Genomic DNA, 25567 nt, shown 5'->3' with positions numbered 1-25567 from the left:
TTGGAAAAGGCGGAATTTTAGCATGACAGCCAAGGGTTTAACCAATTTCGCGCAAGCGGAAACCTCCGGCAGCTTCTAAATTTCCTCGTTGGCGGGTGATTTTTTTGCCTCGTCCGCTGACGAATCCTGACCGATCATGCCTTGATGTTGCAATTCGGCGCGCATTTCGGCAATTTCGCGGCGCAATTCCAGGACGTTCTGATGCATTTCCCGGCGCAAACGTTTTTCATCCTCGCCGACGAACAAAGCGGAAACGCTCGCCGTCACCAGGGAAAACACGGTAAATCCGACGACCACCATCACCACCGCAAAGGCCCGAGAAATAGGCGTGGTCGGCACATAATCTCCATACCCCACAGTGGCACCAGTCGTGAAAGCCAGCCACAAGCCTTCGCCGAAACTGTGAATTGTGGGTTCCAGCCAGTAAAATCCCGCGCCGGCAGAAATCAGGGTAACCAGCCCGAGGGTAAAAGCATAGGGAATGGCATTGGTGGAAAACAGAATGCGCACCGAAGCCAGCATGCGCGCCAGAATCAGGGCCACATAGGCCACCCGCAACAGGCGCACCAGCGGCAGCCACTCGCTGGGGAGCCCGACCAGACCCAGGGCGGACGCTCCGATGATCAGCACGTTCAGCCAGTTGTATTTGAGATAGACCGTCTTGTTATGGCAGAGGTGCAGCATCCACGCAGTTTCCAGGCTGAATGCGACGAAGATGAAAAGATCCAGCGCCCAGCCGATATGCTGCAGCGGCACCTCGCGTTGCAGTGCTTCGAGGTAGAAGGCCGGCACCGCCATGAGCGCGACGACGATCATCACCCAGTGCAGGCGCCGTTCCCAGATGTAGGCCAGCGGATTCTCATGAGCCCCCACCCCACCCATGCCGAACCAGCGCCGCAAATCAATTGACATGCTTACTCCCCGTTTAGATCGCGATTATTCTACAACGTATATGGCGACTGCGCGTTTCCAAGCCCATGGCGCTATTGCTATCATGAGCACCCCTGAATCGGAAACTTCGCCATGCTCAAAAACCCCATGCAGTCACTATGGTGGCTTGCCGTCGCCGTGCTCGGCGCATCGGCACTGGGCGGCATCGCCCTCAGCCGCGGCGAGTCGATCAACGCCATCTGGCTGATCACTGCAGCAGCCTGTGTTTTTGCCCTGGCCTACCGTTTTTATGCAGCCTGGATTGCCGCCCGCGTGCTGGTGCTGGATGAAACCCGCGCCACCCCTGCCGAGCGTTTCAATGACGGGCGCGACTTCATCCCCACCAACAAATGGATCGTGTTCGGCCACCACTTCGCCGCCATCGCCGGCCCCGGCCCGCTGATCGGCCCGACCCTGGCGGCGCAGTTCGGCTATCTGCCGGGCACATTATGGATTTTGATCGGCGCGGTGCTCGGCGGCTGCGTGCAGGACATGACCATCATGTTTTTCTCCACCCGGCGCAACGGCAGGAGCCTGGGCCAGATGGCGCGCGACGAACTCGGCCCGATCGGCGGCATCGCCGCCCTGATCGGCACGCTGATGATCATGGTGATCCTCATCGCCGTGCTCGGACTGGTGGTGGTCAACGCCATGAAGCACAGCCCGTGGGCCACTTCGACCATCGCCGCCACCATCCCCATCGCCGTGCTGGTCGGCCTGTACATGCGCGACATCCGCCCCGGGCGGGTGCTGGAAGGCTCTCTGCTCGGCCTGGCACTGCTGCTGCTGGCGGTGGCGGGCGGCGGCTGGATCGACCATAACCCGAGCCTGCGTCCCCTGTTCGACCACGAGGGCCTGACCCTGGCCTGGGCGGTGATCGCCTACGGCTTCGCCGCCGCCATCCTGCCGGTGTGGCTGCTGCTCGCGCCGCGCGACTATCTTTCCACCTTCATGAAGCTGGGTACCATCCTGTTGCTCGCCATCGCCATCGTGGTGATGCAGCCCGAAATCAAGATGCCCGCGGTGACCCAGTTCATCGACGGCAGCGGACCGATTTTCGGCGGGCGCGTTTTCCCCTTCGTGTTCATCACCATCGCCTGCGGCGCGGTGTCCGGCTTTCACTCCCTCATCGCGTCCGGCACCACGCCCAAGCTGCTGGCCAACGAGAAGGATATCCGCATGATCGGCTACGGCGGCATGCTGCTCGAATCCTTCGTCGCCATCATGGCCATGGTCGCCGCCAGCGTGCTCGACCCCGGCGTGTTCTTCGCCATCAACAGCCCGGCTGGCGTAGTCGGCAAGGAAGCGGCGGATGCGGTGGCGAAGATCACCTCCTGGGGCTTCCCCGTCACGGTCGAGCAGATGGAAACGCTGGCCCGTGAAATGGGCGAAAAAACCCTGTTCGCCCGCACCGGCGGGGCGCCCTCGCTGGCCGTCGGCATGGCAAGCATTTTCGGCAGCGCCTTCGGCCAGAATTTGCTGGCGATGTGGTACCACTTCGCCATCATGTTCGAGGCCGTGTTCATTCTTACCACGCTGGATGCCGGCACCCGCGTCGGGCGCTTCATGCTGCAGGACTTCCTCGGCAACTTCTCGCCGCGCCTCGGCCAGACCTCATGGTACCCTTCGGTGATCCTCACCTCCGCCATCATCGTCGCGGCCTGGGGCTACTTCCTCTACATCGGCGTGATCGACCCCAACGGCGGCGTCAACATCCTGTGGCCGCTGTTCGGCATCTCCAACCAGATGCTCGCGGCGATCGCCCTCTCGGTCGCCACCGGCATCCTGGTGAAGTCCGGCAAGCTGAAATACACCTGGATCAGCGCGGCGCCCCTTGCCTGGCTGGCAACAGTCACCACCACCGCGGCCTGGGTAAAAGTAACCAGCCCCGACGTGCGCATCGGTTTCTTCGCCGCCGCCAACGACCTCGCCGACAAGCTCGCAGCGGGCAAATTGCCGCCGGAGAAAGCCGCCGTTGCGCCGCAACTGATATTCAACCAGCAGCTGGACGCCTGGCTCACCCTGTTCTTCGTCGTTTTGCTGTGGGTGATCATCTTCGACATGCTGCGTGTGTGCGCCGGCCATCTCCGCGGCAAAGCGGTGCCGCCACTGACCGAATCCCCCCACGAGCCGAGCCGGCTGGTGGAAAACTGGGTGAGAGACTAAGGGCTCGTTAATGAATAACTTGGACATACGTTGCTGTGTATTCGGGATGGATGCAAGGCGCGAGACGCGGGCAATGGTTATTCCATTGCCAAGTCTCGCAACGCCGCAGACGCCCGAATACACAACAACCCTTCGGGCTGGGGCCGTTTTGGCCGCATGCCCGCGTTGCGAGCCACTTGTTGTGAATGACACAACCGCGCGTCTCGCGCCTTGGCCTGTGCCCAAAACGGCCCCAGCGTATGTCCAAGTTATTCATTAACGAGCCCTGCATGTTACATAAAATTTGGTGCGCCATCCGCCGCCTGAGCGGCGACGACGCCTACGAGCGCTACCGCGCACATCACAGCGCAGCCCACCCCGGCGAACCCGAACTGAGCCGCAAGGCGTTTTTCAAACGCGAGCAGGAACGCAAGTGGAACGGCGTGAGACGCTGCTGCTGAAGCACTCAGCGTCAGGTTGACGGAAGACCCGGTTTCAAAGGATAATTCGCGACTCGCTGAATTTAGCGAAGTTTGGGCGGTTAGCTCAGCGGTAGAGCACTGCCTTCACACGGCAGGGGTCACTGGTTCGAACCCAGTATCGCCCACCAAACACAAGGGCTTACGCAAGTAAGCCCTTTTCTTTTCGGCATCCTGATTAGCATGCCGCCAGTTGGCATATTCCGCCCAGGCACGACGCCAGCCGATTGATATTTTCATAATTGCCCTGACAATTGTGAGGACATGGCAAACTACCGGCCAAGCCGCCCAAGAATCGAGGATTGAGCTATGACGGACTCCACCTGGCAGAACATGACGCTGTTGCTATTGTGCTGGCTGGGCTACTTTGCCCTGCACTCGACGCTTGCCTCGCTCCGGATCAAGCACAGGGTCGCCGAGCTGCGCCCCGAGCTGGTGCCCGTCTACCGTCTGACATTCAACACGCTGGCCGTGCTGCTGTTGCTGCCGATCCTCTGGCTCATGTATCGCACCCCAGGCCCGATGCTTTGGCGCTGGGACGGCGCCGCCGCATGGCTGGCAAACGGCTTGGCGCTGGCGGCGTTGCTGGGGTTCCTGCGCACGCTGAAATTTTACGACATGCAGGAGTTTCTCGGCCTGCGCCAGTGGCACGTGCATACCCGGCGCGTAGAGGACCTTGAGCACTTCCACCTTTCCCCGTTCCACCGCTTCGTGCGTCACCCCTGGTACTTCTTCGGGCTGGTGCTGATCTGGACGCGCGACATGAACGCTTCGCTGTTTCTTTCCAGCGTGATGATGACCCTTTACTTCATGGTCGGATCGCGCCTGGAAGAAAAGAAACTGCTGGTTTATCACGGCGAGGCTTATCGCCGCTACATGGCCCGCATCCCCGGCCTGCTGCCGTTGCCGTGGAAAACATTAAGCGCGGCCGAGGCGGCGGAACTAATGAATAAGCGCAGCGACAAACCGTCGGTGGTCAGCGGCAACACTTAAACAAGGGAGCATCGCGGCATGCTGAACAATCTGTTCGAATTTCTCGCCCACTGGGGGATCGCTGCCCTTTCTCTGTGGCTGGTGAGCTTCATGTTTCACGGCATCACGTTCTCCAACAAGCAATCGCTCTTTGTCGCGGCCTTACTGCTCGGTTTCGCCAATGCGATCGTACGGCCGATATTCATTCTGCTGACTTTTCCGCTCACCCTCATCACTTTCGGATTTTTCCTGCTGGTGATCAATGCATTGATGTTGCTGCTGGTGTCCGCGCTGGTCGAGGGGTTCAAGGTGTCCGGCTTCTGGACGGCCTTTTTCGCCAGCATCATGATCGCCATTTTCAGCTTCCTGATCGGGCTGTTCATATTCCAGTCGGGCGGCCACCCGCTCCTAATACCGACGCAGCACGGCGTAATGGTTTAACCCGGGATGACACACATGATGATTTCCAATCCGCTGGCGAACCTCGTCTGCGACGAACGCGACGTTTACGAGCAGTTGCTCCCGCTTCAAGGCGCAGACATCCTTGAACTCGGCTGCGGCAAGGCGGAGAAAACCCGTGCGATCAGCCAGAGCGGGAAAGCGCGCTCGATTACCGCCCTGGAGGTGGATGAAATCCAGCACGCCGCGAATCTTCACAGCAACGACCTTGCCAACGTGAGCTTCGCTCTTGGCGGCGCGGAAGCGATTCCCGCCGCGGACGAATCCTTCGACGTCGTGCTGATGTTCAAGTCCCTGCACCACGTACCGGTAGCGCAGATGGATCGCGCCATGGCCGAAATCCGCCGGGTATTGAGGCCCGGCGGGATGGCGTATATTTCTGAACCGGTCTTCGCGGGGGAGTTCAACGAAATCCTGCGTCTCTTCCACGACGAGGAAGCGGTGCGCGAGGCCGCTTTTTCAGCCGTAGAACGCGCCGTGGCCGCAGGCAGATTCGAGCTGGTGAGCGAGACATTCTTCAGCACGCCTACCCGTTTCGAAACTTTCGAGCAGTTCGAGGAACGAATCCTCAAGGTCACCCACACCGAGCACCGACTCTCGCCCGACTTGTACCGGCGGGTGCGCGAACAGTTCATGCGCCACATGACGCCGCACGGCGCGGATTTCGAGACGCCGCTACGCGTCGACCTGTTGCGCAAGGCGTAGCGGACATCAGGAGGAAGCCGTGAGATATCGCCAACTGGGCAGCAGCGACCTGCAGGTCTCCGAAATCTGCCTCGGCACGATGACCTACGGCGAGCAGAACAGCGCCGAGGACGCTCGCAGCCAGCTGGATTATGCCGTCGCACACGGCGTCAACTTCATCGACACCGCGGAAATGTACCCCGTGCCGCCGCGCGCCGGCACCCAGGGGCTGACCGAACAGTACGTCGGCCGCTGGCTGAAAGGCGTGGCGCGCGACAAACTGATCCTCGCCACCAAGGTGGCCGGACCGGCCCGCGGCTACGACTGGATGCGGGGCGGGCCGAGAATCACGCGGCGACATATCGAGGAAGCCGTGGACGCCAGCCTGAAACGGCTGCAGACGGACTACATCGACCTGTACCAGATTCACTGGCCGGACCGCAATGTGCCGATGTTCGGCCAGACCGCCTATGACCCGCACGCGGAACGGGAAAGTACGCCCATCGCCGAGCAACTGGCCGTCTTTGCCGACCTGATCAAGGCCGGCAAGATCAGGCACGTCGGCCTGAGCAACGAAACCCCGTGGGGCGTGTGCCAGTTCATCCGCGCCTCGGAGCAGGCCGGCCTGCCGCGCGTGATTTCGATCCAGAACGCGTACAGCCTCATCAACCGGACCTACGAGTTCGGGCTGGCGGAGATCGGCCAGCGCGAGAAAGTCGGGCTGCTGGCCTACAGCCCGCTTGGTTTCGGCGTGCTTTCCGGCAAGTACCTGACCCCATCCGGCAGCGGGCGCATCAGCCTGTTTCCCGGCTTCGGGCAACGCTATGGCAAGCCCAACGTCAACGAGGCGGTGCAGGCTTACGCCGAACTGGCCCGCAAGGCCGGCAAGGCGCCCGCGACCCTGGCCCTCGCCTTCGTGCGCAGCAAGTGGTTCGTGGCCAGCACTATCATCGGCGCCACCACCATGGAACAGCTCAAAGAAAACATCGGCAGTGCGGAAGTAGAACTGGGTGCGGATGTGCTGCGGGAAATCGAGGCGATCCACGCACGCTATCCGAACCCTGCGCCTTAGGCGAACGGTTTTACGGACAAACCACGGGAAATCGAGCGGGAAAGTTTTTACGAATCCGGGGATGGATCCGAAGACTGGCTGCGGCGCACCCCGATCAGGGCGCGCCGCGGATAATTACTTCTTCTTGGCGGGCTTCGCAGCGGCAACAACATCGGCCAGCGCCTTGCCGACCTTGAACTTAACCACTTTCTTGGCGGCGATCTTCATCGCTGCACCGGTCGCCGGGTTGCGGCCTTCGCGCGCAGCACGCTCGGTCACTTCGAAAGTGCCGAAACCGATCAGTTGCACTGGCTCGCTCTTGGCCATGCTTTCCTTGACCGTAGCCATCAGCGCATCCAGCACTTCGGCGGTTTTGGCTTTGGAAACACCGGTCTTGCCTGCAACGGAATCGATCAGTTCGCTTTTATTCATGTTGTCATCTCCACTGGGGTTGTTAGTAAGGAAAAAAATTACAGGCTGAATTGTGCCTTATTTTTGCAAAATTAACGAATCCGCGCAGCAGAAAATTAAAATCCTGTAATTTCGCCAAGGCCCGCGCCTGACAAGGAGAATGGCACTGCCGCGAAAATGCCGAAATATTTATGCCTTGGCCAGGAAATGGCACTAAACTTCCCGCTATTCCCGAGTCCAGGAGATTTTTCTTTTCATGCTGACTTTCTTTCGAACTCATTGGCTGGTAATCACCATCTGCCTGGTTTATACCCTGCTCGCCACGGGCGCAGCCTATTATTTCGCCAGTTCCGCAGCCCACGAAAACAAGGCCGCCCTGCTGAAGATAACGGAAGAGCTAAAAACCGCCAAGGAAACCCAGGAGAAATCCAGCGTCGAAGCCGTAAAAGCCAAGACTGCGCTGGACAAGGAAAAAGCGCTCAACACCAACCTGAAAAAATTGCTGACGGCGGCAGAGCAGGAACGTGAGAGTCTGCGCGGCTCGCTGGAAACCATGACCTTAGCCGCGAGCAAGACGGCGAAACCCCAGCCAAGCACAGCCAAAGCCACGCCCGCTCCCGCCTCAACGGCTTGCCGGGATAAAAATGCCGCCGCCGAAAAAGACCTAAAAAATCAGCAGAACGCATTGCTGGCTTTCAAGGCCGACGTTTACAAGCGCGACAACGAATTGCGCGAGCGCCAGAAACAACTGGACGAAACCCTGGCCAAAATAGCCGAAGAACGCCGCAAGATCGAACGGGACAGAGCCGATTACCGCTGGCCGCATAACGGCAGCCAGACCAACAAGTGAGTCCGGCTGATTAACGAACGTTAATCGGGCAGCCGGTCACGCAACGCATCGCGGTCGAACCACCACGCGTCCCCCACCACCGCATTCACCACCTGCCCCAGGCGGGGCAGAAACACCTGCGGATCGCGCAAACCCAGCTCATTCATCCAGGCATCGAGCGCTTGCTGATCCTGTACATTGCTATGGCGTGCGGCAACCCGCGCGATGAGATTGTTCGCCAGAAGGCTCTGGCTTTCGTGCTTGTCGTCAGGCGCCCGCAGGTCAATCACGTAGCGCGCCGTGACCGCGGCGAGTGCCGCGCCATCCGAGGCCGTGGGAGTCTCGTCGACGATATGGTCGAGCATCGCATAAGTCAGCTCCGGGTCTACCGGAAAAGTGACCGCCAGCCAGACGCCCATGCCCAGCGCGGGAATGGATTCCGCCTGCTCGGTCTGAAATAGCACATTGCAGGCCTCGACCGCATCCTGCCACGACTCCTTTTCCAGCGAGGCATCAAAGGCTTCACGTGCCAGGCTCCAGGCCTCTTCCTTGCGCTCCAGAGAGCGCAGGAGTTCGGCGATGTCCAATTGCAAACGGGCACGCGCCATCGTTTCTGCGCCCTCTAGAGCAGCCAGTTGCAGGCGCTTTTCCGCTAGATGGCGCTCCAGTTCAACCGTGTCACCCTCGCCCGGGGCGTTCATAACCTCAGCGACATTGCCGAAAGTGTCGATAGCAAGTTTATTTTCGTTCATGGTCATTGGAAACGCCTGTTTTTAAAAAACAAATGGCCGGATTATTCATCCAGCCTTTTGTTTTTGCTTACTATTTGGTGGGCCCGCACGGACTTGAACCGTGGACCAAAGGATTATGAGTCCTCTGCTCTAACCAACTGAGCTACAGGCCCATGAAAGCTTAACCCTCGTTGTCCAGGAAGCTGCGCAACCGCTCGGAACGGGAAGGGTGACGCAACTTGCGCAGCGCCTTGGCTTCAATCTGACGAATACGCTCGCGCGTGACGTCGAACTGCTTGCCGACTTCTTCCAGGGTGTGATCGGTGTTCATCTCGATGCCGAAGCGCATGCGCAACACTTTGGCTTCGCGCGGCGTCAGCGACTCCAGCACTTCCTTGGTGGCTTCTCGCAGGCTGGCGTACATCGCGGCATCGGCCGGGGCCAGGGTGGAAACGTCCTCGATGAAGTCGCCCAAGTGGGAATCCTCGTCGTCGCCGATCGGCGTTTCCATGGAAATCGGCTCCTTGGAAATCTTGAGGATTTTGCGGATTTTCTCTTCCGGCATTTCCATCTTCTCGGCCAGCAGCGCGGGATCGGCTTCCTGCCCGGTCTCCTGCAGGATCTGGCGCGAGATGCGGTTCATCTTGTTGATGGTTTCGATCATGTGCACCGGAATGCGGATGGTGCGCGCCTGATCGGCGATGGAGCGGGTAATGGCCTGGCGAATCCACCATGTAGCATAGGTGGAGAACTTGTAGCCGCGGCGGTATTCGAACTTGTCCACGGCCTTCATCAGACCGATGTTGCCTTCCTGAATCAGGTCGAGGAACTGCAGGCCGCGATTGGTGTATTTCTTGGCGATAGAGATCACCAGGCGCAGGTTGGCCTCGATCATCTCGCGCTTGGCGCGGCGCGCCTTGGCTTCGCCGGTGGACATCTGGCGATTGATTTCTTTCAGATCCTTGAGCGGGATGCCGACCTTGGTCTGCACATCCGTCAGACGCTGCTGCTGGTCGACGACGGCATGCTGGAAGCGGCCGAGTTTTTCACTATAGGGTTTGCCGGAGCCAATTTCCCCCACCACCCAGTCAAGGTTGCTTTCGTTGCCGGGGAACACCTGAATGAAGTGCGGGCGCGGCATGCCGCCCTTGGTCACGCACAGATCCATGATGCTGCGCTCGTGACCGCGCACTTCTTCCACCAGGCCGCGCAGGCCGTCGCACAGCGCTTCCACCTGCTTGACGGAGAAGCGGATGCCCATCAACTCGTTGGAAATCTGCTCTTGAACTTCCATGTAAGCTTTGCTGCGCGGGCCTTTTTTCTGCAGCGCTTGCATCATTTTGTCGAAGGCTTCGCGGATCACGGCAAAGCGCTCCAGGGCGTCGGCCTTGAGTTGCGCCAGGTTGGCGGCGGCGATTGCGGCGCCTGCGGCTTCGGCTTCTTCCTCGCTGATTTCGGCTTCAGGCTCCGCCTCTTCCGCGGCAGCCATTTCCTCGCTGAATTCATCCGCGCTCTGACCGTTGATCAGGCCGTCGACCAGTTCGTCGACACGCAGCTCGTCGCGCTCGATCATCTCGGCCAGTCGCAGGATTTCGGCGATCGTGGTGGGACAGGCGGAAATAGCCTGCACCATGTGTTTCAGGCCATCTTCGATGCGCTTGGCAATCTCGATTTCGCCTTCGCGCGTGAGCAGGTCGACCGTGCCCATTTCGCGCATATACATGCGCACCGGGTCGGTGGTGCGTCCGAATTCGGAGTCCACCGTGGAGAGTGCCGCCTCGGCTTCTTCCACCGCATCCTCGTCGGCCACGGCGGGCGTCGCATCGGACATCAGCAGGGTTTCAGCATCCGGCGCCTCGTCGTATACCGCGATGCCCATGTCGCCGATCATGCTGATCACGCCCTCGATCTGCTCAGCGTCGAGCATATCGTCCGGCAGGTGGTCGTTGATCTCTGCATAGGTCAGGTAGCCACGCTCCTTACCCAGCACGATCAGATTTTTCAGGCGCATGCGCCGCGCGTCTGCGTCATTCACGCGGTCATCCATCTTTCCATTTTCCGTCGCCATACCTTACCTTGTCCCGAAAAAGCGTTTAACAAAACCGAGCATTATACCCTACTTCCATAGCGGATTTTCATTCCTTGCGCAACAACAACTGCTGCAGCTGCTCTTTTTGCGCCGCCGTCAACCCCTGGGCGCGCGACAGGGCGAGCAACGTATCGATTTCCTTTTGCTTCGCCTGCCACTTCAACTGCGCCAGGGCGCCGGCAAATTCCTGTTCGATTTCTTCCGTGCCAAGGCGGTCTTCCCACTGCATGACTTCCGCCGCGGCATCGCGAATCCGGGCGTCATGGGCGGTACCACGAAAATGCTCGATGAGCGGCGCCGCATCCTTTATGTGCGGGTGCGCGGAAAGAAATTCAAGCAACGCGGCAAGCGTTAATTCATCTCCTTCGCGACCTTTGCTCTCGAACACCACACCCTGCGCCAATTGCGGCCGAACCAGCAAAAACTGGAGCATCTGACGCACCAGGGAAGGTGGATTCCGCTTGAGCCTGGGCAACGCTTTGGCCGGCTTCCGTATCGGCTGAATCTGGTACAGGTCTTCCAGTTCCGCCTGGGAAATACCCGCCAGCTCCGCCAGGCGCTTGCGCAGCATCAGGCCCAGGGCGGGCGCAGCCACTTGCTGCAGCAACGGGCGCGCCAACTGGAGCAGGCGCGCCCGTCCTTCCTGGGTCTGCATGTCCACCTGGGCCGTCAATTCGCGCAGCAAAAACTGCGAAAACGGCACCGCCTCCGCCAATAGCTCCTCGAAACCCGCCTTGCCCGCGCTGCGCACATAGGAATCGGGGTCTTCGCCCTGGGGCAAGAAAAGAAAGCTCAGGTTCTTGCCGTCCACCACCTGCCCGAGGCTGTTTTCCAGTGCGCGCCAGGCTGCCTTGCGCCCTGCGGTGTCGCCATCGAAACAGAACACCACGCTGTCGCTCTGGCGCAGCAATTTCTGCACGTGGGTTGGCGTGGTCGCCGTTCCCAGCGTGGCCACCGCGTATTCGATACCGTGCTGCGCCAGGGCCACCACGTCCATGTAGCCCTCCACCACCAGCACCCGGCCCGCCTCGCGGATCGCCTTGCGCGCCTGGTACAGGCCATACAGTTCCTGACCTTTTTCGAACAGGGGAGTTTCCGGCGAGTTGAGATATTTGGGCTCGCCCTGCCCCAGCACGCGACCACCGAAACCGATCACCGTGCCGCGCTGGTTGAGGATGGGAAACATGATGCGATCACGGAAGCGGTCATAGCGCTTGCCGTTTTCGCCCTCTATGACCAAACCCGCCTGAACCAGGGTTTTCGAGGTGTAATCGTGAAAAATCTCTACCAGGTTCTGCCAGGCAGCCGGCGCATAGCCCACGCCGAAGCGCGCCGCGATCTCGCCCGAAAGGCCGCGCTGCTTTAGGTACTCGATCGCCTGGGGTGCACGCTTGAGCTGTTCGCGGTAGTAGCGCGTGGCCTGCAGCATGAGCTCGGCCAGTTCCGTGCTTTGCGAGGGACGCGACTTTTCCCCGCCGGCTTCCTGCGGGACCGTCATCCCCGCGCTGCGCGCCAGTTCCTCAACAGCCTCGATGAAGCCCAACCCCTGGTACTCCATGACGAAGCTGATGGCGGTGCCGTGCGCGCCGCAACCGAAGCAGTGATAAAACTGCTTGGTGGGACTGACACTAAAGGAAGGCGATTTTTCGTTGTGGAAGGGGCAGCAGGCCATGTAATTGGCGCCGGCTTTCTTGAGCGGAACATAGCGTTCCACCACATCCACGACGTCGAGGCGATTCAGCAGATCCTGAATGAAAGACTGAGGAATCATCGCGCGCGAAACCCCCGAAAATGGAAACGCCAGGACAGGTCGTCCTGGCGCAATAAACTCATGCCCAATTCGGGCTTACAGCCATCAACCGCCCAGTTTTGCCTTAATCAGGGCGGAAACCTTGCCCATGTCGGCGCGCCCGGCGACTTGCGGCTTTACCGCCGCCATCACCTTGCCCATGTCTTTGACGCCGGCGGCACCGGACGTGGCAATTGCCTCCACCACCAGTTGTTCGACTTCGGCATCCGACAAGGCCTGCGGCATGTAAGCCTGAAGCACCGTCACTTCAAACTTTTCGACATCCGCCAGGTCATTGCGCTTCGCCGCTTCGTACTGAGAAATCGAATCGCGCCGCTGCTTGAGCATCTTTTCGATTACCGCCACCACTTGCGCATCGTCCAGCTCGATGCGTTCGTCCACTTCACGCTGCTTGATAGCAGCCTGGAGCAGACGGATCGCACCCAGACGGGGCGCATCCTTGGCGCGCATCGCCGATTTCATGTCTTCGGTGATGCGTAGTCTCAAACTCATGAGGCGAAGGTGTTTAGTACAGCTTGGCCGGCAGCATCTGGCTGCGCAGGCGCTTGTAATGACGCTTCACGGCAGCAGCGCCTTTGCGCTTGCGTTCGGCGGTGGGCTTCTCGTAGAACTCGCGGGCACGCAGTTCGTTCAGCAGACCGGAGCGCTCGATGGTACGGCGGAAACGGCGCAGTGCAACGTCAAACGGTTCACCTTCTTTTACGCGGACACTTGGCATATCGTCTTTCTCGACAAGAATTAAATGGGAAACGGGCGATTTTAACAGAGAGGATGAATTTTTCCAAACCCTGTTCGCAATTTTTTACAAAAGACAAGGGCCGCACTGATGTGCAGCCCTTGTCGCTTACTGCTGAGACGGAACGGAAATTACATCATGCCTTCCATGCCGCCCATTCCACCCATGCCGCCAGGCATACCACCACCCGACTCTTCCTTCGGCAGTTCGGCCACCATGCAATCGGTGGTCAGCATCAGGCCGGATACGGAAGCGGCGTTCTGCAGCGCGTAACGGGTTACCTTGGTGGGGTCGAGCACGCCCATTTCCACCATGTCGCCGTACTCACCTGTACCGGCATTGTAACCGAAGTTACCCTTGCCTTCCAGCACCTTGTTGACCACTACGGAAGGCTCGTCACCGCAGTTGGCAACGATCTGGCGCAGCGGCTCTTCCAAGGCGCGCATCACGATCTTGATGCCTGCATCCTGCTCGGGGTTGGAACCCTTGAGCCCGGCAATCGCGGCACGTGCACGCAGCAGGGCAACGCCGCCGCCAGCAACGATGCCTTCTTCGACAGCTGCACGGGTAGCGTGCAGCGCGTCTTCCACGCGGGCTTTCTTCTCTTTCATTTCCATTTCGGTTGCAGCGCCGACTTTGATCAATGCCACGCCGCCAGCCATCTTGGCCACGCGTTCCTGCAACTTCTCGCGGTCGTAATCGCTGGTGGACTCTTCGATCTGCTTGCGGATCTGCTTGACGCGGCCTTCGATGTTGGCGGTGTCGCCATGACCGTCGATGATGATGGTCTCTTCCTTGCCCACTTCGATGCGCTTGGCTTGGCCCAGATCGGTCAGAGCGGCTTTTTCCAGGGTCAGACCTACTTCTTCGGCGATCACGGTACCGCCGGTAAGGATAGCGATGTCTTCCAGCATGGCCTTGCGGCGGTCGCCGAAGCCCGGCGCCTTGACGGCAACGGTCTTGAGGATACCGCGGATGTTGTTCACCACCAGGGTGGCCAGCGCTTCGCCGTCCACGTCTTCAGCGATGATCAGCAGAGGACGACCGGCCTTGGCGACTTGCTCCAGCACCGGCAGCAGATCGCGGATGTTGGAGATTTTCTTGTCGTGCAGCAGGACGAAGGGATTTTCCAGCAAAGCGAGTTGACGGTCCGGGTTGTTGATGAAGTACGGGGAAAGGTAGCCGCGGTCGAACTGCATGCCTTCCACGACTTCGAGTTCGTCATCCAGGCCGGAACCGTCTTCCACGGTGATCACGCCTTCCTTGCCCACTTTGTCCATCGCTTCGGCGATGCGCTCACCGATGGATGCGTCGGAGTTGGCGGAAATGCTGCCCACTTGAGCGATTTCCTTGGTGGTGGTGCAAGGCTTGGAGATTTTCTTCAGTTCTTCGACGGTAGCTGCGACAGCCTTGTCGATACCGCGCTTCAGATCCATCGGATTCATGCCGGCAGCCACGTATTTCATGCCTTCCTTGAGGATGGCCTGAGCCAGCACGGTTGCAGTGGTGGTACCGTCACCGGCCACATCGGAGGTCTTGGAAGCCACTTCCTTCACCATCTGGGCGCCCATGTTTTCGAAGCGGTCTTTCAGCTCGATTTCCTTGGCCACGGACACACCGTCCTTGGTGATGGTCGGGGCGCCGAAAGAGCGCTCCAGCACCACGTTGCGGCCTTTGGGGCCGAGCGTCACCTTGACTGCGTTGGCCAGGATGTTGACACCTGCCACCATGCGATGACGCACGTCATCGCCGAATTTAACGTCTTTAGCTGCCATGTTTTAAATCTCCTTGAGAATTCTTGGTAAATCCGATTAGCCTTCGATCACGCCCATTACGTCTTCTTCGCGCATCACCAGCAGTTCTTCGCCGTCCACCTTGACGGACTGGCCGGAGTATTTGCCGAAAATGACCTTGTCGCCCACTTTCAGGGACAGCGCGCGCAACGTACCGTTGTCCAGCACCTTGCCTTCGCCGACGGACTGAACCAGACCCATGTCCGGCTTCTCGGCTGCATTGCCTGGCAGAACGATACCGGAAGCGGTCTTTTCTTCGGCTTCCAGGCGCTTGACGATCACGCGGTCGTGCAAAGGACGAATTTTCATTATTTCAATCTCCTGTTGGTTTAACTTATGAAATCTCATAGCTGTGGAGTTATTAGCACTCCATCCAAGCGAGTGCTAATAATAGGGATAGCCCCTTCGGATTTCAAGGGAATTCGGATGAAATTTATTTCTTGCGAATGCGCGCAGACGAGGAACGACTACTCCGGCACGCTTGAGGTTGGGGCCGGCGCCTGGGCTTGCAGGCGCCGGCGATCAAGGAAATATGCTTTAAATCAGTCGAAACGAGCTTACGCGGAAGCGCGCTGTTGCCACTTCTCCACTTCCTCGTCCCACTCATCCATGCGGACATAGGGATTCGATCTCGGGTGGGCAATCATTTCCGGGCTGATCTCGACGCCGATGCCTTCGATAAAATTCACCAGCCCGATGCGTTCGATCATCTCGCCGGTACGCTCGTGCTCCAGCGCGTTTTCGGCGAAGAAATCCAGCACGTTGCGGGAAAGCTCCTGCAGCTTCTCGAAGTCCTCTTCCGTTTCCAGCTTCATGAAAGGGATGATCACGGTCCCCATCGTCGCGCCGATCTTCAGCACGCCCTTCCCGCCCGCCAGGATGGTCACCCCCTTGTCCTTTCCCGGCAGCAATGCGCCGGGCATGACGTTGAGGCAGTGCATGCAGCGCACGCAGTCGTGGTTCTCGATCTGCAAGACATTCTCGTCGTCCACCGCCACGCTGGAAATGCTGCTTCCTGACTGAATATCCTCTTTGCTGGCCAGCGTGATCGCCTGGGTTGGGCACTTCCTGATGACGTCGTTGACCAGCTTCTTCATGCCATGCGTGTTCAGGTAGTCGCGTGCCAGCGCTTCATTGACCTGGATATTGTCCCGCCAGGTGCCGATGGTGGCCATGTCCGAGCGCTGGATGGAATTCACGCAATCGTTCGGACAACCGGAAAACTTGAACTTGAATTTATAGGGCAGGGACGGGCGATGCATGTCGTCCAGGTTGCTGTTGATGACAGTACGCAAGGCCTTGGCCTCATCGAAACAGGACATCTCGCAGCGCGCGGCGCCGACGCACGACATGGACGTGCGCAAGGCCGGCCCGGCTCCGCCCAGGTCGAAGCCCATGGCATTGATGGCTTCCCAGGCGGGCTGGAGATTCGCGCTGGTGATGCCCTGGAACATGATGTCGCCCGACTGGCCGTGGAACGCGATCAGCCCGGAACCGTATTGCTCCCAGATATCGGCGAACTGGCGCAAGGTTTTCGTGTCGTAATGCATTCCGGCCGGCGGCTGCACCCGCAGCGTATGGAATTCGGCCGCATCCGGGAACAGGGGTTTGTCGTTTTCGTCCTTGAGCTCGGTGAAGCGAGGGATCACGCCGCCACCGTAGCCGAACACACCGACCGTCCCGCCCTTCCAGAAGCCTTTTTTCGTCTGGTAGGAATGCTCCAGCTGCCCCAGCAGCCCCGACGCGATGGCATTTTTCTCCGCCAGTCGCTTGATCCCGGTGACGAAACTGGGCCAGGGCCCGGATTCCAGCTCATCCAGCATGGGGGTATCCGATTTTTTCTCGCTCATTTCCTTTCTCCTTACGTCTGTCCGGTGACCGAAACAACACTGTCATGACGCCATGAATGGCGTTATCTGCCTGCGATTCGAGCGACAAATGAAAACAACTCTCATCCGCAATATGAGGCAAGAATAGAGTGGGGATTGTGGGCGTGCCATACAGCGAACACTGTATTTTATGGCTACAGAATCGGTAACCTGATGGACTCGAAATAATGGAGGCCCCGCACTGTGCGGGCGCCGGATGGGGCGGGCGAAGCACTGCCATAGCAGCGCCTTTTCGAGGTTGTTCTAGCGTTGCCGCATGCGCATCCTGTCTTCGTTTTCGCGCCCGGGTTGCTCTTCTTTTTGGCTTGCTTCGCGTTTTTCCGTGTGCACCGCTTCACGTTTGACGGCGTCAGGCCGCTCATCCTGTCTGTGGGGTTCAGATATCCTACGTCGCTCCTGCGGCACGACTGTTGCCGGCTGTGTCTGCGGCAGTTGTTCCCGCGTCCTGACCGGTGGCTGCTCCACCGGCCGAGCCACTTCGGGCGCTCGCTCCTGCTCGCGCGGCGCGGAGATCATGCGGCGTTCCTGCGGCACGACCACTTCCGGTTGCGCCTGGGGCAATGGCTCCCGCGTCCTGAGCGACGGTTGCGGGGCAGGGCGAACCACTTCGGGCGCCCTCTCCCTCTCCTGCCCGCGCGACTCGGGTGGGGTGCTGCGGCCCGGCTGCAGACTTTGCCTGTCTTGCTGCCTGACTGGGGGCTGCTGCACCGGCGCGGCAGACGGCACGCCCTCTCGCGATGGGCGCAGCAACCTGACTTGAGGCGCATGCGCCGGCGCCTCGCGCTTCAGGCTGCCAATCGTCGCCTCGTCAAGCGGACGACCGGGCTGTGCTTCCAGCGCTCTTCTCTTCTCGACAAACGGGACGGGCGCAGGCGGAGGCGGTGTTCTCGCCAGGACCGGGCGCGCCAGCACATCCCGCGACGGCCGCGCCCGCGGCGTGGCGGCACCGGTCAGGCTAAGCCGGCTTGGCACCACATTCGCTGATTGCATGACCGCCGCTGTCCCGATGGCGCCCGGCGAGAGCCTGACTGCCGCTCTCCCGACCGGTCGCGACTGCTCGAATACGGACGCGGACACGGCGACGACCGCGCCCGGTACATGCCGGTTGGCGTAATTGATATTGGCGACATTCTTGTTGTCGTAATAATCGCCGATGCGCCGGGCATCGATCCGCGTGTTGCTGGCATTGATCCTGGTGAAATAGCCGCGGCTCACGCGATAGGACGGCCGATAAACTTCACGTGGTGCAAGCGGAAACCAGCCCACGCCGGCGACCATGTTGCCGACGGAAAGCGACAGCCGGAAATTGCTGCCGCCGACGAAGGCCACCAAGGCCGGCGCATACACCGGCCGTAGCGCGATCGGCCCCGGAACCCAGCCCCACCGACCGCGGATGTGCGCCCAGCGGCCGTAATGCGATACCGCGAAGCCCCACGGCGCATCGTCCACCCAGGTCCATCCCCAGGGGTCGATCCAGATCCAGTGCCCGTAGCTGTATGGCGCCCACCCGGCCACGACGTAAGACGGCATCCACACGTTGCCGTATTGCGCATCGACATGCCAGGAACCGTTCGCGTCCAGATCTTCGTAGCCGATGGTATCGCGCGATACGTAACGTGCGGAGATGGAGTTATCGATAAGGCGGTCGCGTTCCGCGCTCCAGGCATCGAAATCGTCAAAGGAGGGTTGTCCGGTATAGAGGTAATCGCGCAAGCCGGTTCCGCCGAAGCGATACGACAGCCCTTCGTTGATGGTCCGCGACGCATCTTCGCCATAGACTTCAGCCAGCCCCCTGCGCACCGAGACCGTGGTCGCATCGCCGTCTGGGTCGACATCGATGCGGTAATCGCCGGGCTGACGCAGCACCAGCGCCAGATTGGGTGTGTCGATTTCGAACATATCGTCCGGCCCGAGTTGCCACACCCTTACGTTCAGCGTGCCCTGCGTCAACTGCACCTGCGTCAGACGTTCGTCGAGATTCAGCAATGTGATGCTGGTATCGCCGCCCATGCGGAGCGCGGCGTTGCCGATCTGCAGTTCATCGCGCGCACCTTCGTCCGCCCACAGGCGGTCGCCGCTGACAATCGGACGGTTCGGCGCAGCCTGCACCCACTCGTCGGAACCCGCGGGGGAAAAACTCACCGCGCCGCCGATATAGCCCAGACGGGCCACGCGCGCCGGCGGGTCGGCCTGAACCAAGGCGCTGGACAACAGTGCGAAGGCGCCGATGATGAACATCAGTGCACGAAACACAGACGTGCCGCCACGTAAAACTGCCCCTGCGTGGATTACGTTGCTGGTGGCGTCCATGGTTGCTCTCCAATTTATCCCAGGTACTTCAGCCTGCGTGGCCGGCATGTCAAACGGCAGATTGCGCGCACCGCACATTCGCGTCATTGCGCAGAAATGCCTAATTTGAGCTTACTCGCACTGTATATCTATCCACGCGGCACAAGAGAAACGGTTGACAACGAATCCGGCGAGACAGTTCGTTTACAAGGTTGCAGGTACTCGCAGCGTCCCTCCGGAACTTGGGACGAAATCACGGCATCTAACGCACATAGTTCGACGAACGGCCTTACACGAAGCGCCCGTCGCGCAGCTTCATACGTCAGCCATCGGTGCGGTTTGTCACAAGGCCATTTGCACAATCTGCTTTCAGGAGAAAGATCATGCAATTAGCTCATCCACCTCACATGCCAAGCGGCCTGCATCTCGAAAAAGTGGCGCGCTGGATACGCCAACAGCACGTGCCCACAGCTGCCTTGTTTTTGTTCTACGTCGTGCCGCTCTCGGCGCTTCCGCCGCTGATGTTCTATTACGCGGGAACCCAATTCGACATGCAGTTCAGCGGGCTCAACGAAAAACAGATGGCCGTCATCGCTTCGGTGTTCTACGCCGCTGAACTGGTGATGTCGTTCATCCTTGCCGGGTTCATCGAAGGGATGGGCAACGCGGCTTTCCGGATCATGCACACGCGCTACGAGATGCTGGATTACCCGACGCCGGAACAACCGAGCGAGGGCGTCCTCATCCAGTTGCGCAAGGTCGATTTCCGCGACGCCTACACGCTGGCGGCAATTTCACCGACGCCGCTGTGGCTGGTGTCGCTCGCCCTGTTCATCCCGAACCTCGCCATCGTGGCGACGCTGGGCGCCTTCGCCCTGATCCTGTCGCTGTACATTCTTTTTTCGGCAACGCCGTCGGTGCTCAAGATCGAGGAAGAAGGAGAAGGCATCCTGATGGGCTGGGTGCTGCTGACCGTCGGCATGGTTGGCTGGGCAGCCATGATGTATCTGACCTTCCTTACCTGGGGTTACGTCACCGGCTTCGCCGCCTGATTTCCAGCAAACAATTTGGGGCAGGCCCGCCGCGAGGCTGGCCTGCCCGTCCTTCCCGAGTCCCGCGCCGACAAGCGGGCCGCATCGTTGTGCGATTGTCCGCCGATAGCGTAGACTCCGCGTTTACCGGAACGCCGCAGTTTCCCTGAAAACCCGCGGCAAATCGACCAACGCCGTCCTTATCTCTCATGAAAAACCAAGACTTCCTGCAGCGCAGCCGCGACGCGGTATGGCACCCCTGCAGCCAGATGAAACATTTCGAAACGCTGCCGCTGGTGCCGATCGCGCGCGGCAAAGGCGTGTGGCTGTACGATTTCGAGGAACGGCGCTACCTCGACGCCATCAGCTCGTGGTGGGTCAACCTGTTCGGCCACTGCAACCCGCGCATCAACGCGGCGATCAAGGACCAGCTGGACACGCTGGAACACGTGATCCTGGCCGGCTTCACGCACCAGCCGGTGATCGAGCTTTCCGAGCGCCTGTCGCGTCTCACCGGCCTGGGGCACTGCTTCTACGGCTCCGACGGCGCCTCGGCGACCGAGATCGCGCTGAAGATGAGCTTCCACTACTGGCGCAACAGCGGCGTGCCGGACAAGACCCGCTTCATCAGCCTGCAAAACAGCTATCACGGCGAAACCATCGGCGCGCTATCGGTTACCGACGTGGCGCTGTTCAAGGATACTTACGCGCCCCTGCTACGACAGAGCACCCAGGTACCGACACCCGACTGGCGCAACGCTGCAGCGGGTGAATCGGCGCGCGATTTCGCCCTGCGCTGCGCCGCGGCATTGCGCGCCCATCTCGAACAGCACCACGCCGAAACCGCCGCCCTGATCGTCGAACCGCTGGTGCAGGGCGCGGCGGGCATGGGCATGTACGACGCCGAATATCTGCGCCAGGCACGGGCCATCTGCAACGAGTTCAAGGTCCACCTGATCGCCGACGAAATCGCGGTGGGCTTCGGTCGCACCGGCACCATGTTCGCCTGCGAGCAGGCCGGTATCCGGCCCGACTTCATGTGCCTGTCGAAAGGCATCAGCGGCGGCTACCTGCCGCTCTCGGCCGTGCTGACCACGAACGAGGTTTTCCAGGCGTTCTATCACGACGAAACGGCCAGGGGCTTCCTGCACTCCCACTCCTACACCGGCAACGCGCTGGCCTGCCGCGCCGCGCTGGCGACACTGGACATCTTCGAGCAGGACCAGGTCATCGCCGCCAACCGCGCCAAGGCAGCCTACCTGACTCAGGCGGCACAGCCGTTGCGCGATCACCCCAAAGTTAAAAATTTCCGCCACACCGGCATGATCTGGGCGTTCGAGGCCGAAAACGACACCCCTCATTTTTCCCGCGCTTTTTACCAGCTGGCGCTGGAAAACGAACTGCTGCTGCGCCCCATGGGCAACACGGTTTACTTCATGCCGCCCTACATCATCAGCGAGGAAGAAATCGACCTGCTGATCGGCGGCACACTCAAGGTATTGGAACAACTATGCTAGTTCTCGGCATCGAATCCTCCTGCGACGAAACCGGCGTCGCGCTCTACCACACCGAGCGCGGCCTGCTCGCCCACGCCCTGCATTCCCAGGTGGCGATGCACGCCGAGTACGGCGGCGTGGTGCCGGAACTGGCCTCGCGCGACCACATCCGCCGCGTGCTGCCGCTCACCCGCCAGGTGCTGAAGGAAGCGGGCTGCACCCTGCAGGACATCGAGGGCATCGCCTACACCGAAGGGCCGGGCCTGGCCGGGGCATTGCTGGTGGGCGCAAGCATCGCCGCCGCGCTGGCCTTCGCCCTCAAGGTGCCGACCGTGGGTGTGCACCACCTCGAAGGCCACCTGCTGGCGCCGCTGCTGGAAGACAACCCGCCTGCTTTTCCCTTCGTCGCCCTGCTGGTGTCGGGCGGCCATTCGCAACTCATGGAAGTGACCGGCATCGGCCAGTACACCACCCTGGGCGACACGCTGGACGACGCCGCCGGCGAGGCTTTCGACAAGACCGCCAAACTGCTGGGGCTCGGCTATCCGGGCGGGCCGGCGCTGTCGAAGCTGGCGCTGCGGGGCACGCCGGGACGCTTCAAGCTGCCGCGCCCGATGCTCAACAGCGGCGACCTGAACTTCAGCTTCAGCGGCCTCAAGACCGCCGTGCTCACGCTGGCCAACCAGCACCGGAACGACGCACAGGAACTGGACGAGCAAACCCGCGCCGACATCTGCCTGGCGTTCCAGGACGCCATCGTGGAGGTGCTGAGCAAGAAAGCCGTCGCCGCGCTCAGGCAAACCGGTCTTTCAAGACTGGTAGTGGCAGGCGGAGTAGGCGCTAACAAACAGCTCAGGGAGGGCCTCAGCCATGCTGCGGCGAAAAAGCGCTTCGAAGTGTTTTATCCCAAACTGGAATTCTGCACCGACAACGGCGCGATGATCGCCTTCGCCGGCGCCATGCGACTGCGCCGCGAAGGTCGCCGCACCATGAATTTCCCCATCAAGCCGAGATGGGATCTGGCGCAGCTCGACGCGCCGGATTAGTGCCTCAACTGCGCGGCCCAGCGCAGCAAGGTCTCGCTGCCCAGCCAGCGTCCCAGGTATTCCGGAAAAACCAGCAACCCGCCCAACACCAGCAGGAACAGCAGCACCAACACGTGGCTGAACAGGCTTTCCGGCCGCAGGATGCCCCAGTATTTCATGGTCAGAAACACGAAATCCTTGCGATGCTCGGACATACGGCGGTACTTGATGACCATGTTAATCAGCAGGTAGACCACGTAACCGCCACCGAGCGAGGCGAACACGATGCGGAAGATCCCCAGCATGTCCAGGCTGCCCTGCCCGACGCGGTGGAACATCAGCGACAGGACGCCCATCGCCAGAGAGGCCGTCACCGCGATCAGCACGTTGGCGATCAGGCGGCGCCGCTCGCGCGCCAGGTCCTGCTGGCGCTGGATGAAAAAATCATCCACTTCGTGCTTGAGGTACTCCACCCGGTCCTGGACCAGGGCGGTGATTTCCTCGCGCATCACGCGGACGCGTTCGTCGATGGTCGAACCCAGCTTTTCGGCGGCGTAGTCCACCAGTTCCACCACGTCGTCCTTGGTGAACTGGCGCTGGTTATGCAGTTCGGCGGAAATTTTGTCGAGCTTGTGGTCGACCTCGCGGCTGGCGTTCAACACCGCCTCGCGCAACTCGCCGCTGGCCTCTTTTACCCCGTCCCTGACCACGACGTTCAGCTTGTCCGCGGCGTGATCAATGGCGGTACGGGAAACCTGTTCCAGGTTTTCCCGCGCATAATCCATTTCTTTCTGGAACCAGGTCATGGCGGCGAATCGCCCGCTTGGGGCTTGTTGCCGATGCGCGTCTCCTTGCCGGAGAGCAGGTTCTGGATATTGGACTTGTGGCGCCACAGCAGGAGCAACGAGAGCAGCACGATGGCCAGGGTGTAATAGCCGAGGCCGAGGATAGCGTAGCCGTAGAGCGGCGCGAAGCACGCCGCGATCAGCGCCGACAGGGACGAAGTGCGCCACATGTATGCCGCCAGCAGCCAAGTAGCGAGCACCGCCAGGCCGAGCCAGACGTTGAGCGCCAGCAGGATGCCCAGCGCCGTGGCCACGCCCTTGCCGCCATGAAAGCCGAAGAACAGCGGATACACGTGCCCGAGGAATACCGCCAGCACCACCGCCGCCACGCCCGCTTCACCCACGCCATAGCCGGCCCCGAACCTGAGCGCCAGAAACACCGCCAGCCAGCCCTTGGCCGCGTCGCCCAGCAGGGTCAGCACGGCGGCCAGCTTCTTCCCGGTACGCAGTACGTTGGTGGCGCCCGGGTTTTTCGAACCGAACGAGCGCGGATCGGCCAGGCCGAAGGACTTGCTGACAATCACCGCGAAGGACAGGGAACCGATCAGGTAGGCGGCGACAATAAAAACTAGCGTTGGCATGGTAAGGGCACTCTTAATCACTTAAAATCGCAGGCTTCGAATTTTACGGCAAAACGGGGCGTCCGCATAACCACCGCGCCCACACACCATGGACATCATTTTCCTCAACGAATTTCGCGCCGAAACCATTATCGGCGTTTACCCGTGGGAACGGGAAGTGCCGCAGACCATCCAGCTCGACCTGGAAATCGGCCTGCCCCACAGCCGCGCCGGCACCACTGACGACGTCGCCGACACCATCGACTACGGCAAAGTGGTGGAACGCATCCAGCAAGTGCTGGGGGAAAAGCACTTCTCCCTGGTGGAAGCGCTCGCCGAACACCTCGCGCAGCTCGTCATGACGGAATTCGGCGCGCCCTGGATCAAAATCAGCATCACCAAGCTGGGCCTCATCCGCGGCGTGAAGCGGCTGGGCATCACCATCGAGCGGGGCGCGAAATCCTGACCGGTTTCAGCAGCGAGGCATTGATCGCCGCGCCACTGATTCTCGCGCTGGCTTATTTCATTCGCGGCATTTCGGGCTTCGGCTCGGGATTGATCGCCGTGCCCTTGCTGGCGCACTTCCTGCCGTTGCAGTTCGTCGTCCCCTTCATATTGTTGCTGGATTTCAGCGCTTCGCTGGTGATGGGGCGCAACGCACGGCAGCACGTCAACTGGCAGGAAATCAAACCCCTGCTGCCCTTCAGCCTGATCGGCGTGGGCCTGGGCGTGGCGCTGCTGATCCATTTGCCAAAAGAACCGCTGCTGCTCGGCCTGGGCTTGTTCGTGATGGCCTTCGGCGTGCGCAACATCCTCAACCTGCACAACGAAAAGCCGATTTCTCAATGGTGGGCGATCCCGGCCGGACTGACGGGCGGCACGGTGGGCGCACTGTTCGGCACCGGCGGCCCGCCCTACATCGTCTACCTCTCGCACCGCCTGCGCGACAAATCCGAGTTGCGCGCCACTTTTTCCGGTCTGTTCACCATCGATGGCGGCTCGCGCCTGGTGGCTTTCCTCGTCACCGGCCTGCTGCTGCAGCCGGGCCTGCTGCTGGCCTACCTCGGCGCGCTGCCCATCGTGGCGCTGGGTCTGAAGCTGGGACACAAGGTTCACCTCGGGATGTCAAACCAGCAAATGCTCAGGCTGATCGGCGCACTACTGCTGGGCAGCGGCGTTTCCTTGGTGTGGAAGGCCTGGGGCTAGAGGTTCACAGAAGGGAACTTCCGCAATGTGCCGTTTCCTGTTCCCGCCCTTTGAAAACGACTGGAAGGATACTTGGCTGACCTGTTTAGAGTAGCGCCTTTGGGTCG

Annotated in this window: 25 protein-coding genes and 2 tRNA genes; 13 read left to right on the top strand and 14 right to left on the bottom strand. The window is 60.6% G+C overall.

Features of this window, described 5'->3' with window-relative positions; all coding sequences use genetic code 11:
- Window positions 1-75: 75 nt before the first annotated feature.
- The gene (locus tag SKTS_RS02490; RefSeq protein WP_173059837.1) at window positions 76-912 is read right to left on the bottom strand and encodes a potassium channel family protein; all 837 of its coding nucleotides are present in this window, start codon (window positions 910-912) and stop codon (window positions 76-78) included.
- A gap of 111 nt (window positions 913-1023) precedes the next feature.
- Here SKTS_RS02490 and SKTS_RS02485 point away from each other — a divergent pair, with 111 nt between their 5' ends.
- The 7 genes from SKTS_RS02485 (at window position 1024) to SKTS_RS02455 (ending at window position 6741) form a co-directional block, all read left to right on the top strand.
- The gene (locus SKTS_RS02485; RefSeq protein WP_173059834.1) at window positions 1024-3096 is read left to right on the top strand and encodes a carbon starvation CstA family protein; all 2073 of its coding nucleotides are present in this window, start codon (window positions 1024-1026) and stop codon (window positions 3094-3096) included.
- Between the two features lie 269 nt (window positions 3097-3365).
- Window positions 3366-3536: a CstA-like transporter-associated (seleno)protein gene (locus SKTS_RS02480; RefSeq protein WP_173059831.1), complete on the top strand. Its 171-nt coding sequence runs from the start codon at window positions 3366-3368 to the stop codon at window positions 3534-3536.
- A 74-nt stretch (window positions 3537-3610) separates the two neighbouring features.
- A tRNA-Val gene (locus SKTS_RS02475) sits at window positions 3611-3685 on the top strand.
- A gap of 178 nt (window positions 3686-3863) precedes the next feature.
- The gene (locus tag SKTS_RS02470; RefSeq protein WP_173059828.1) at window positions 3864-4547 is read left to right on the top strand and encodes a methyltransferase family protein; all 684 of its coding nucleotides are present in this window, start codon (window positions 3864-3866) and stop codon (window positions 4545-4547) included.
- 18 nt (window positions 4548-4565) lie between these two features.
- Complete coding sequence (locus SKTS_RS02465) at window positions 4566-4967, top strand: phage holin family protein (protein WP_173059825.1); 402 nt, start codon at window positions 4566-4568, stop codon at window positions 4965-4967.
- Window positions 4968-4982: 15 nt separating this feature from the next.
- Window positions 4983-5690 (top strand): class I SAM-dependent methyltransferase, encoded by a 708-nt coding sequence (locus SKTS_RS02460; protein ID WP_173059822.1) that lies wholly within the window; start codon window positions 4983-4985, stop codon window positions 5688-5690.
- Between the two features lie 19 nt (window positions 5691-5709).
- On the top strand, window positions 5710-6741 hold the full coding sequence (locus SKTS_RS02455; protein WP_173059819.1) for an NADP(H)-dependent aldo-keto reductase: 1032 nt from the start codon (window positions 5710-5712) through the stop codon (window positions 6739-6741).
- Window positions 6742-6855: 114 nt separating this feature from the next.
- Here the strand turns inward: SKTS_RS02455 and SKTS_RS02450 are convergent, their stop codons facing one another.
- Window positions 6856-7152: an HU family DNA-binding protein gene (locus tag SKTS_RS02450; protein WP_173059816.1), complete on the bottom strand. Its 297-nt coding sequence runs from the start codon at window positions 7150-7152 to the stop codon at window positions 6856-6858.
- 235 nt (window positions 7153-7387) lie between these two features.
- Here SKTS_RS02450 and SKTS_RS02445 point away from each other — a divergent pair, with 235 nt between their 5' ends.
- Entirely contained in the window at window positions 7388-7981 is a 594-nt protein-coding gene (locus SKTS_RS02445; protein ID WP_173059813.1) for a hypothetical protein, read from the top strand.
- Window positions 7982-8001: 20 nt separating this feature from the next.
- On the opposite strand, the gene SKTS_RS02440 is transcribed toward SKTS_RS02445, so the two are convergent.
- The 10 genes from SKTS_RS02440 to SKTS_RS02395 all read right to left on the bottom strand — a co-directional run bounded on the left by SKTS_RS02440 (window position 8002) and on the right by SKTS_RS02395 (window position 19318).
- The gene (locus SKTS_RS02440; protein ID WP_173059810.1) at window positions 8002-8712 is read right to left on the bottom strand and encodes a hypothetical protein; all 711 of its coding nucleotides are present in this window, start codon (window positions 8710-8712) and stop codon (window positions 8002-8004) included.
- A 75-nt stretch (window positions 8713-8787) separates the two neighbouring features.
- Window positions 8788-8864, bottom strand: a tRNA-Ile gene (locus SKTS_RS02435).
- A gap of 8 nt (window positions 8865-8872) precedes the next feature.
- Window positions 8873-10759, bottom strand: coding sequence for an RNA polymerase sigma factor RpoD (rpoD, locus tag SKTS_RS02430; RefSeq protein WP_173059807.1), 1887 nt, complete (start codon window positions 10757-10759; stop codon window positions 8873-8875).
- A gap of 67 nt (window positions 10760-10826) precedes the next feature.
- The gene (dnaG, locus tag SKTS_RS02425; protein ID WP_173059804.1) at window positions 10827-12551 is read right to left on the bottom strand and encodes a DNA primase; all 1725 of its coding nucleotides are present in this window, start codon (window positions 12549-12551) and stop codon (window positions 10827-10829) included.
- 84 nt (window positions 12552-12635) lie between these two features.
- Window positions 12636-13082, bottom strand: a complete 447-nt coding sequence (locus SKTS_RS02420) for a GatB/YqeY domain-containing protein (RefSeq protein ID WP_173059801.1) — start codon at window positions 13080-13082, stop codon at window positions 12636-12638.
- Window positions 13083-13095: 13 nt separating this feature from the next.
- Complete coding sequence (gene rpsU, locus SKTS_RS02415) at window positions 13096-13308, bottom strand: 30S ribosomal protein S21 (protein WP_173059798.1); 213 nt, start codon at window positions 13306-13308, stop codon at window positions 13096-13098.
- A gap of 149 nt (window positions 13309-13457) precedes the next feature.
- On the bottom strand, window positions 13458-15101 hold the full coding sequence (gene groL, locus SKTS_RS02410; protein ID WP_173059795.1) for a chaperonin GroEL: 1644 nt from the start codon (window positions 15099-15101) through the stop codon (window positions 13458-13460).
- A gap of 36 nt (window positions 15102-15137) precedes the next feature.
- Window positions 15138-15428, bottom strand: a complete 291-nt coding sequence (locus SKTS_RS02405; RefSeq protein WP_173059792.1) for a co-chaperone GroES — start codon at window positions 15426-15428, stop codon at window positions 15138-15140.
- A gap of 248 nt (window positions 15429-15676) precedes the next feature.
- Window positions 15677-16969, bottom strand: coding sequence for a dissimilatory-type sulfite reductase subunit alpha (gene dsrA, locus SKTS_RS02400; protein ID WP_173059789.1), 1293 nt, complete (start codon window positions 16967-16969; stop codon window positions 15677-15679).
- Between the two features lie 282 nt (window positions 16970-17251).
- Window positions 17252-19318 carry a DUF6600 domain-containing protein gene (locus SKTS_RS02395; RefSeq protein WP_198420411.1) on the bottom strand — a complete coding sequence of 689 codons (2067 nt, stop codon included), beginning with the start codon at window positions 19316-19318 and terminating at the stop codon, window positions 17252-17254.
- Window positions 19319-19680: 362 nt separating this feature from the next.
- Here SKTS_RS02395 and SKTS_RS02390 point away from each other — a divergent pair, with 362 nt between their 5' ends.
- From SKTS_RS02390 to tsaD, 3 genes are all read left to right on the top strand, one after another.
- Window positions 19681-20349, top strand: coding sequence for a Yip1 family protein (locus SKTS_RS02390; RefSeq protein WP_173059786.1), 669 nt, complete (start codon window positions 19681-19683; stop codon window positions 20347-20349).
- 188 nt (window positions 20350-20537) lie between these two features.
- Complete coding sequence (locus tag SKTS_RS02385) at window positions 20538-21845, top strand: adenosylmethionine--8-amino-7-oxononanoate transaminase (protein ID WP_173059783.1); 1308 nt, start codon at window positions 20538-20540, stop codon at window positions 21843-21845.
- On the top strand, window positions 21839-22870 hold the full coding sequence (tsaD, locus tag SKTS_RS02380; protein ID WP_173059780.1) for a tRNA (adenosine(37)-N6)-threonylcarbamoyltransferase complex transferase subunit TsaD: 1032 nt from the start codon (window positions 21839-21841) through the stop codon (window positions 22868-22870). The genes SKTS_RS02385 and tsaD overlap by 7 nt, the downstream gene beginning before the upstream one ends.
- On the opposite strand, the gene SKTS_RS02375 is transcribed toward tsaD, so the two are convergent.
- Both SKTS_RS02375 and plsY read right to left on the bottom strand, forming a co-directional pair.
- A complete protein-coding gene (locus tag SKTS_RS02375; protein WP_173059777.1) occupies window positions 22867-23655 on the bottom strand; it encodes a hypothetical protein in 789 nt (262 codons plus the stop codon). The two genes, tsaD and SKTS_RS02375, sit on opposite strands and share 4 nt — an antisense overlap.
- A complete protein-coding gene (gene plsY / locus SKTS_RS02370) occupies window positions 23652-24275 on the bottom strand; it encodes a glycerol-3-phosphate 1-O-acyltransferase PlsY (protein ID WP_173059774.1) in 624 nt (207 codons plus the stop codon). Before plsY ends, SKTS_RS02375 begins: the two co-directional genes overlap by 4 nt.
- Window positions 24276-24363: 88 nt before the next feature.
- Here plsY and SKTS_RS02365 point away from each other — a divergent pair, with 88 nt between their 5' ends.
- Together SKTS_RS02365 and SKTS_RS02360 are read left to right on the top strand one after the other, a co-directional pair.
- Window positions 24364-24720, top strand: a complete 357-nt coding sequence (locus SKTS_RS02365) for a dihydroneopterin aldolase (RefSeq protein ID WP_173059771.1) — start codon at window positions 24364-24366, stop codon at window positions 24718-24720.
- 20 nt (window positions 24721-24740) lie between these two features.
- Window positions 24741-25460, top strand: coding sequence for a sulfite exporter TauE/SafE family protein (locus SKTS_RS02360; protein ID WP_173059768.1), 720 nt, complete (start codon window positions 24741-24743; stop codon window positions 25458-25460).
- The last annotated feature ends 107 nt before the right edge of the window (window positions 25461-25567 follow it).

Source organism: Sulfurimicrobium lacus, assembly GCF_011764585.1.
Taxonomy (GTDB): Bacteria; Pseudomonadota; Gammaproteobacteria; order Burkholderiales; family Sulfuricellaceae; genus Sulfurimicrobium; species Sulfurimicrobium lacus.
Note: the sequence above shows the minus strand (reverse complement) of the source record. Positions and strands in the feature narration are given on the sequence as shown.

Excerpts from the sequence above, each read along its gene's own strand:
- SKTS_RS02450 (WP_173059816.1), bottom strand. The coding sequence starts at position 7,152 with ATGAATAAAAGCGAACTGATCGATTCCGTTGCAGGCAAGACCGGTGTT.
- SKTS_RS02485 (WP_173059834.1), top strand. The coding sequence starts at position 1,024 with ATGCTCAAAAACCCCATGCAGTCACTATGGTGGCTTGCCGTCGCCGTG.
- SKTS_RS02460 (WP_173059822.1), top strand. The coding sequence starts at position 4,983 with ATGATGATTTCCAATCCGCTGGCGAACCTCGTCTGCGACGAACGCGAC.
- groL (WP_173059795.1), bottom strand. The coding sequence starts at position 15,101 with ATGGCAGCTAAAGACGTTAAATTCGGCGATGACGTGCGTCATCGCATG.
- rpoD (WP_173059807.1), bottom strand. The coding sequence starts at position 10,759 with ATGGCGACGGAAAATGGAAAGATGGATGACCGCGTGAATGACGCAGAC.
- SKTS_RS02420 (WP_173059801.1), bottom strand. The coding sequence starts at position 13,082 with ATGAGTTTGAGACTACGCATCACCGAAGACATGAAATCGGCGATGCGC.
- SKTS_RS02405 (WP_173059792.1), bottom strand. The coding sequence starts at position 15,428 with ATGAAAATTCGTCCTTTGCACGACCGCGTGATCGTCAAGCGCCTGGAA.
- tsaD (WP_173059780.1), top strand. The coding sequence starts at position 21,839 with ATGCTAGTTCTCGGCATCGAATCCTCCTGCGACGAAACCGGCGTCGCG.
- SKTS_RS02470 (WP_173059828.1), top strand. The coding sequence starts at position 3,864 with ATGACGGACTCCACCTGGCAGAACATGACGCTGTTGCTATTGTGCTGG.
- SKTS_RS02490 (WP_173059837.1), bottom strand. The coding sequence starts at position 912 with ATGTCAATTGATTTGCGGCGCTGGTTCGGCATGGGTGGGGTGGGGGCT.
- SKTS_RS02365 (WP_173059771.1), top strand. The coding sequence starts at position 24,364 with ATGGACATCATTTTCCTCAACGAATTTCGCGCCGAAACCATTATCGGC.
- SKTS_RS02395 (WP_198420411.1), bottom strand. The coding sequence starts at position 19,318 with ATGGACGCCACCAGCAACGTAATCCACGCAGGGGCAGTTTTACGTGGC.
- SKTS_RS02465 (WP_173059825.1), top strand. The coding sequence starts at position 4,566 with ATGCTGAACAATCTGTTCGAATTTCTCGCCCACTGGGGGATCGCTGCC.
- dsrA (WP_173059789.1), bottom strand. The coding sequence starts at position 16,969 with ATGAGCGAGAAAAAATCGGATACCCCCATGCTGGATGAGCTGGAATCC.
- plsY (WP_173059774.1), bottom strand. The coding sequence starts at position 24,275 with ATGCCAACGCTAGTTTTTATTGTCGCCGCCTACCTGATCGGTTCCCTG.
- SKTS_RS02375 (WP_173059777.1), bottom strand. The coding sequence starts at position 23,655 with ATGACCTGGTTCCAGAAAGAAATGGATTATGCGCGGGAAAACCTGGAA.
- SKTS_RS02445 (WP_173059813.1), top strand. The coding sequence starts at position 7,388 with ATGCTGACTTTCTTTCGAACTCATTGGCTGGTAATCACCATCTGCCTG.
- rpsU (WP_173059798.1), bottom strand. The coding sequence starts at position 13,308 with ATGCCAAGTGTCCGCGTAAAAGAAGGTGAACCGTTTGACGTTGCACTG.
- SKTS_RS02480 (WP_173059831.1), top strand. The coding sequence starts at position 3,366 with ATGTTACATAAAATTTGGTGCGCCATCCGCCGCCTGAGCGGCGACGAC.
- SKTS_RS02390 (WP_173059786.1), top strand. The coding sequence starts at position 19,681 with ATGCAATTAGCTCATCCACCTCACATGCCAAGCGGCCTGCATCTCGAA.
- SKTS_RS02440 (WP_173059810.1), bottom strand. The coding sequence starts at position 8,712 with ATGAACGAAAATAAACTTGCTATCGACACTTTCGGCAATGTCGCTGAG.
- dnaG (WP_173059804.1), bottom strand. The coding sequence starts at position 12,551 with ATGATTCCTCAGTCTTTCATTCAGGATCTGCTGAATCGCCTCGACGTC.
- SKTS_RS02385 (WP_173059783.1), top strand. The coding sequence starts at position 20,538 with ATGAAAAACCAAGACTTCCTGCAGCGCAGCCGCGACGCGGTATGGCAC.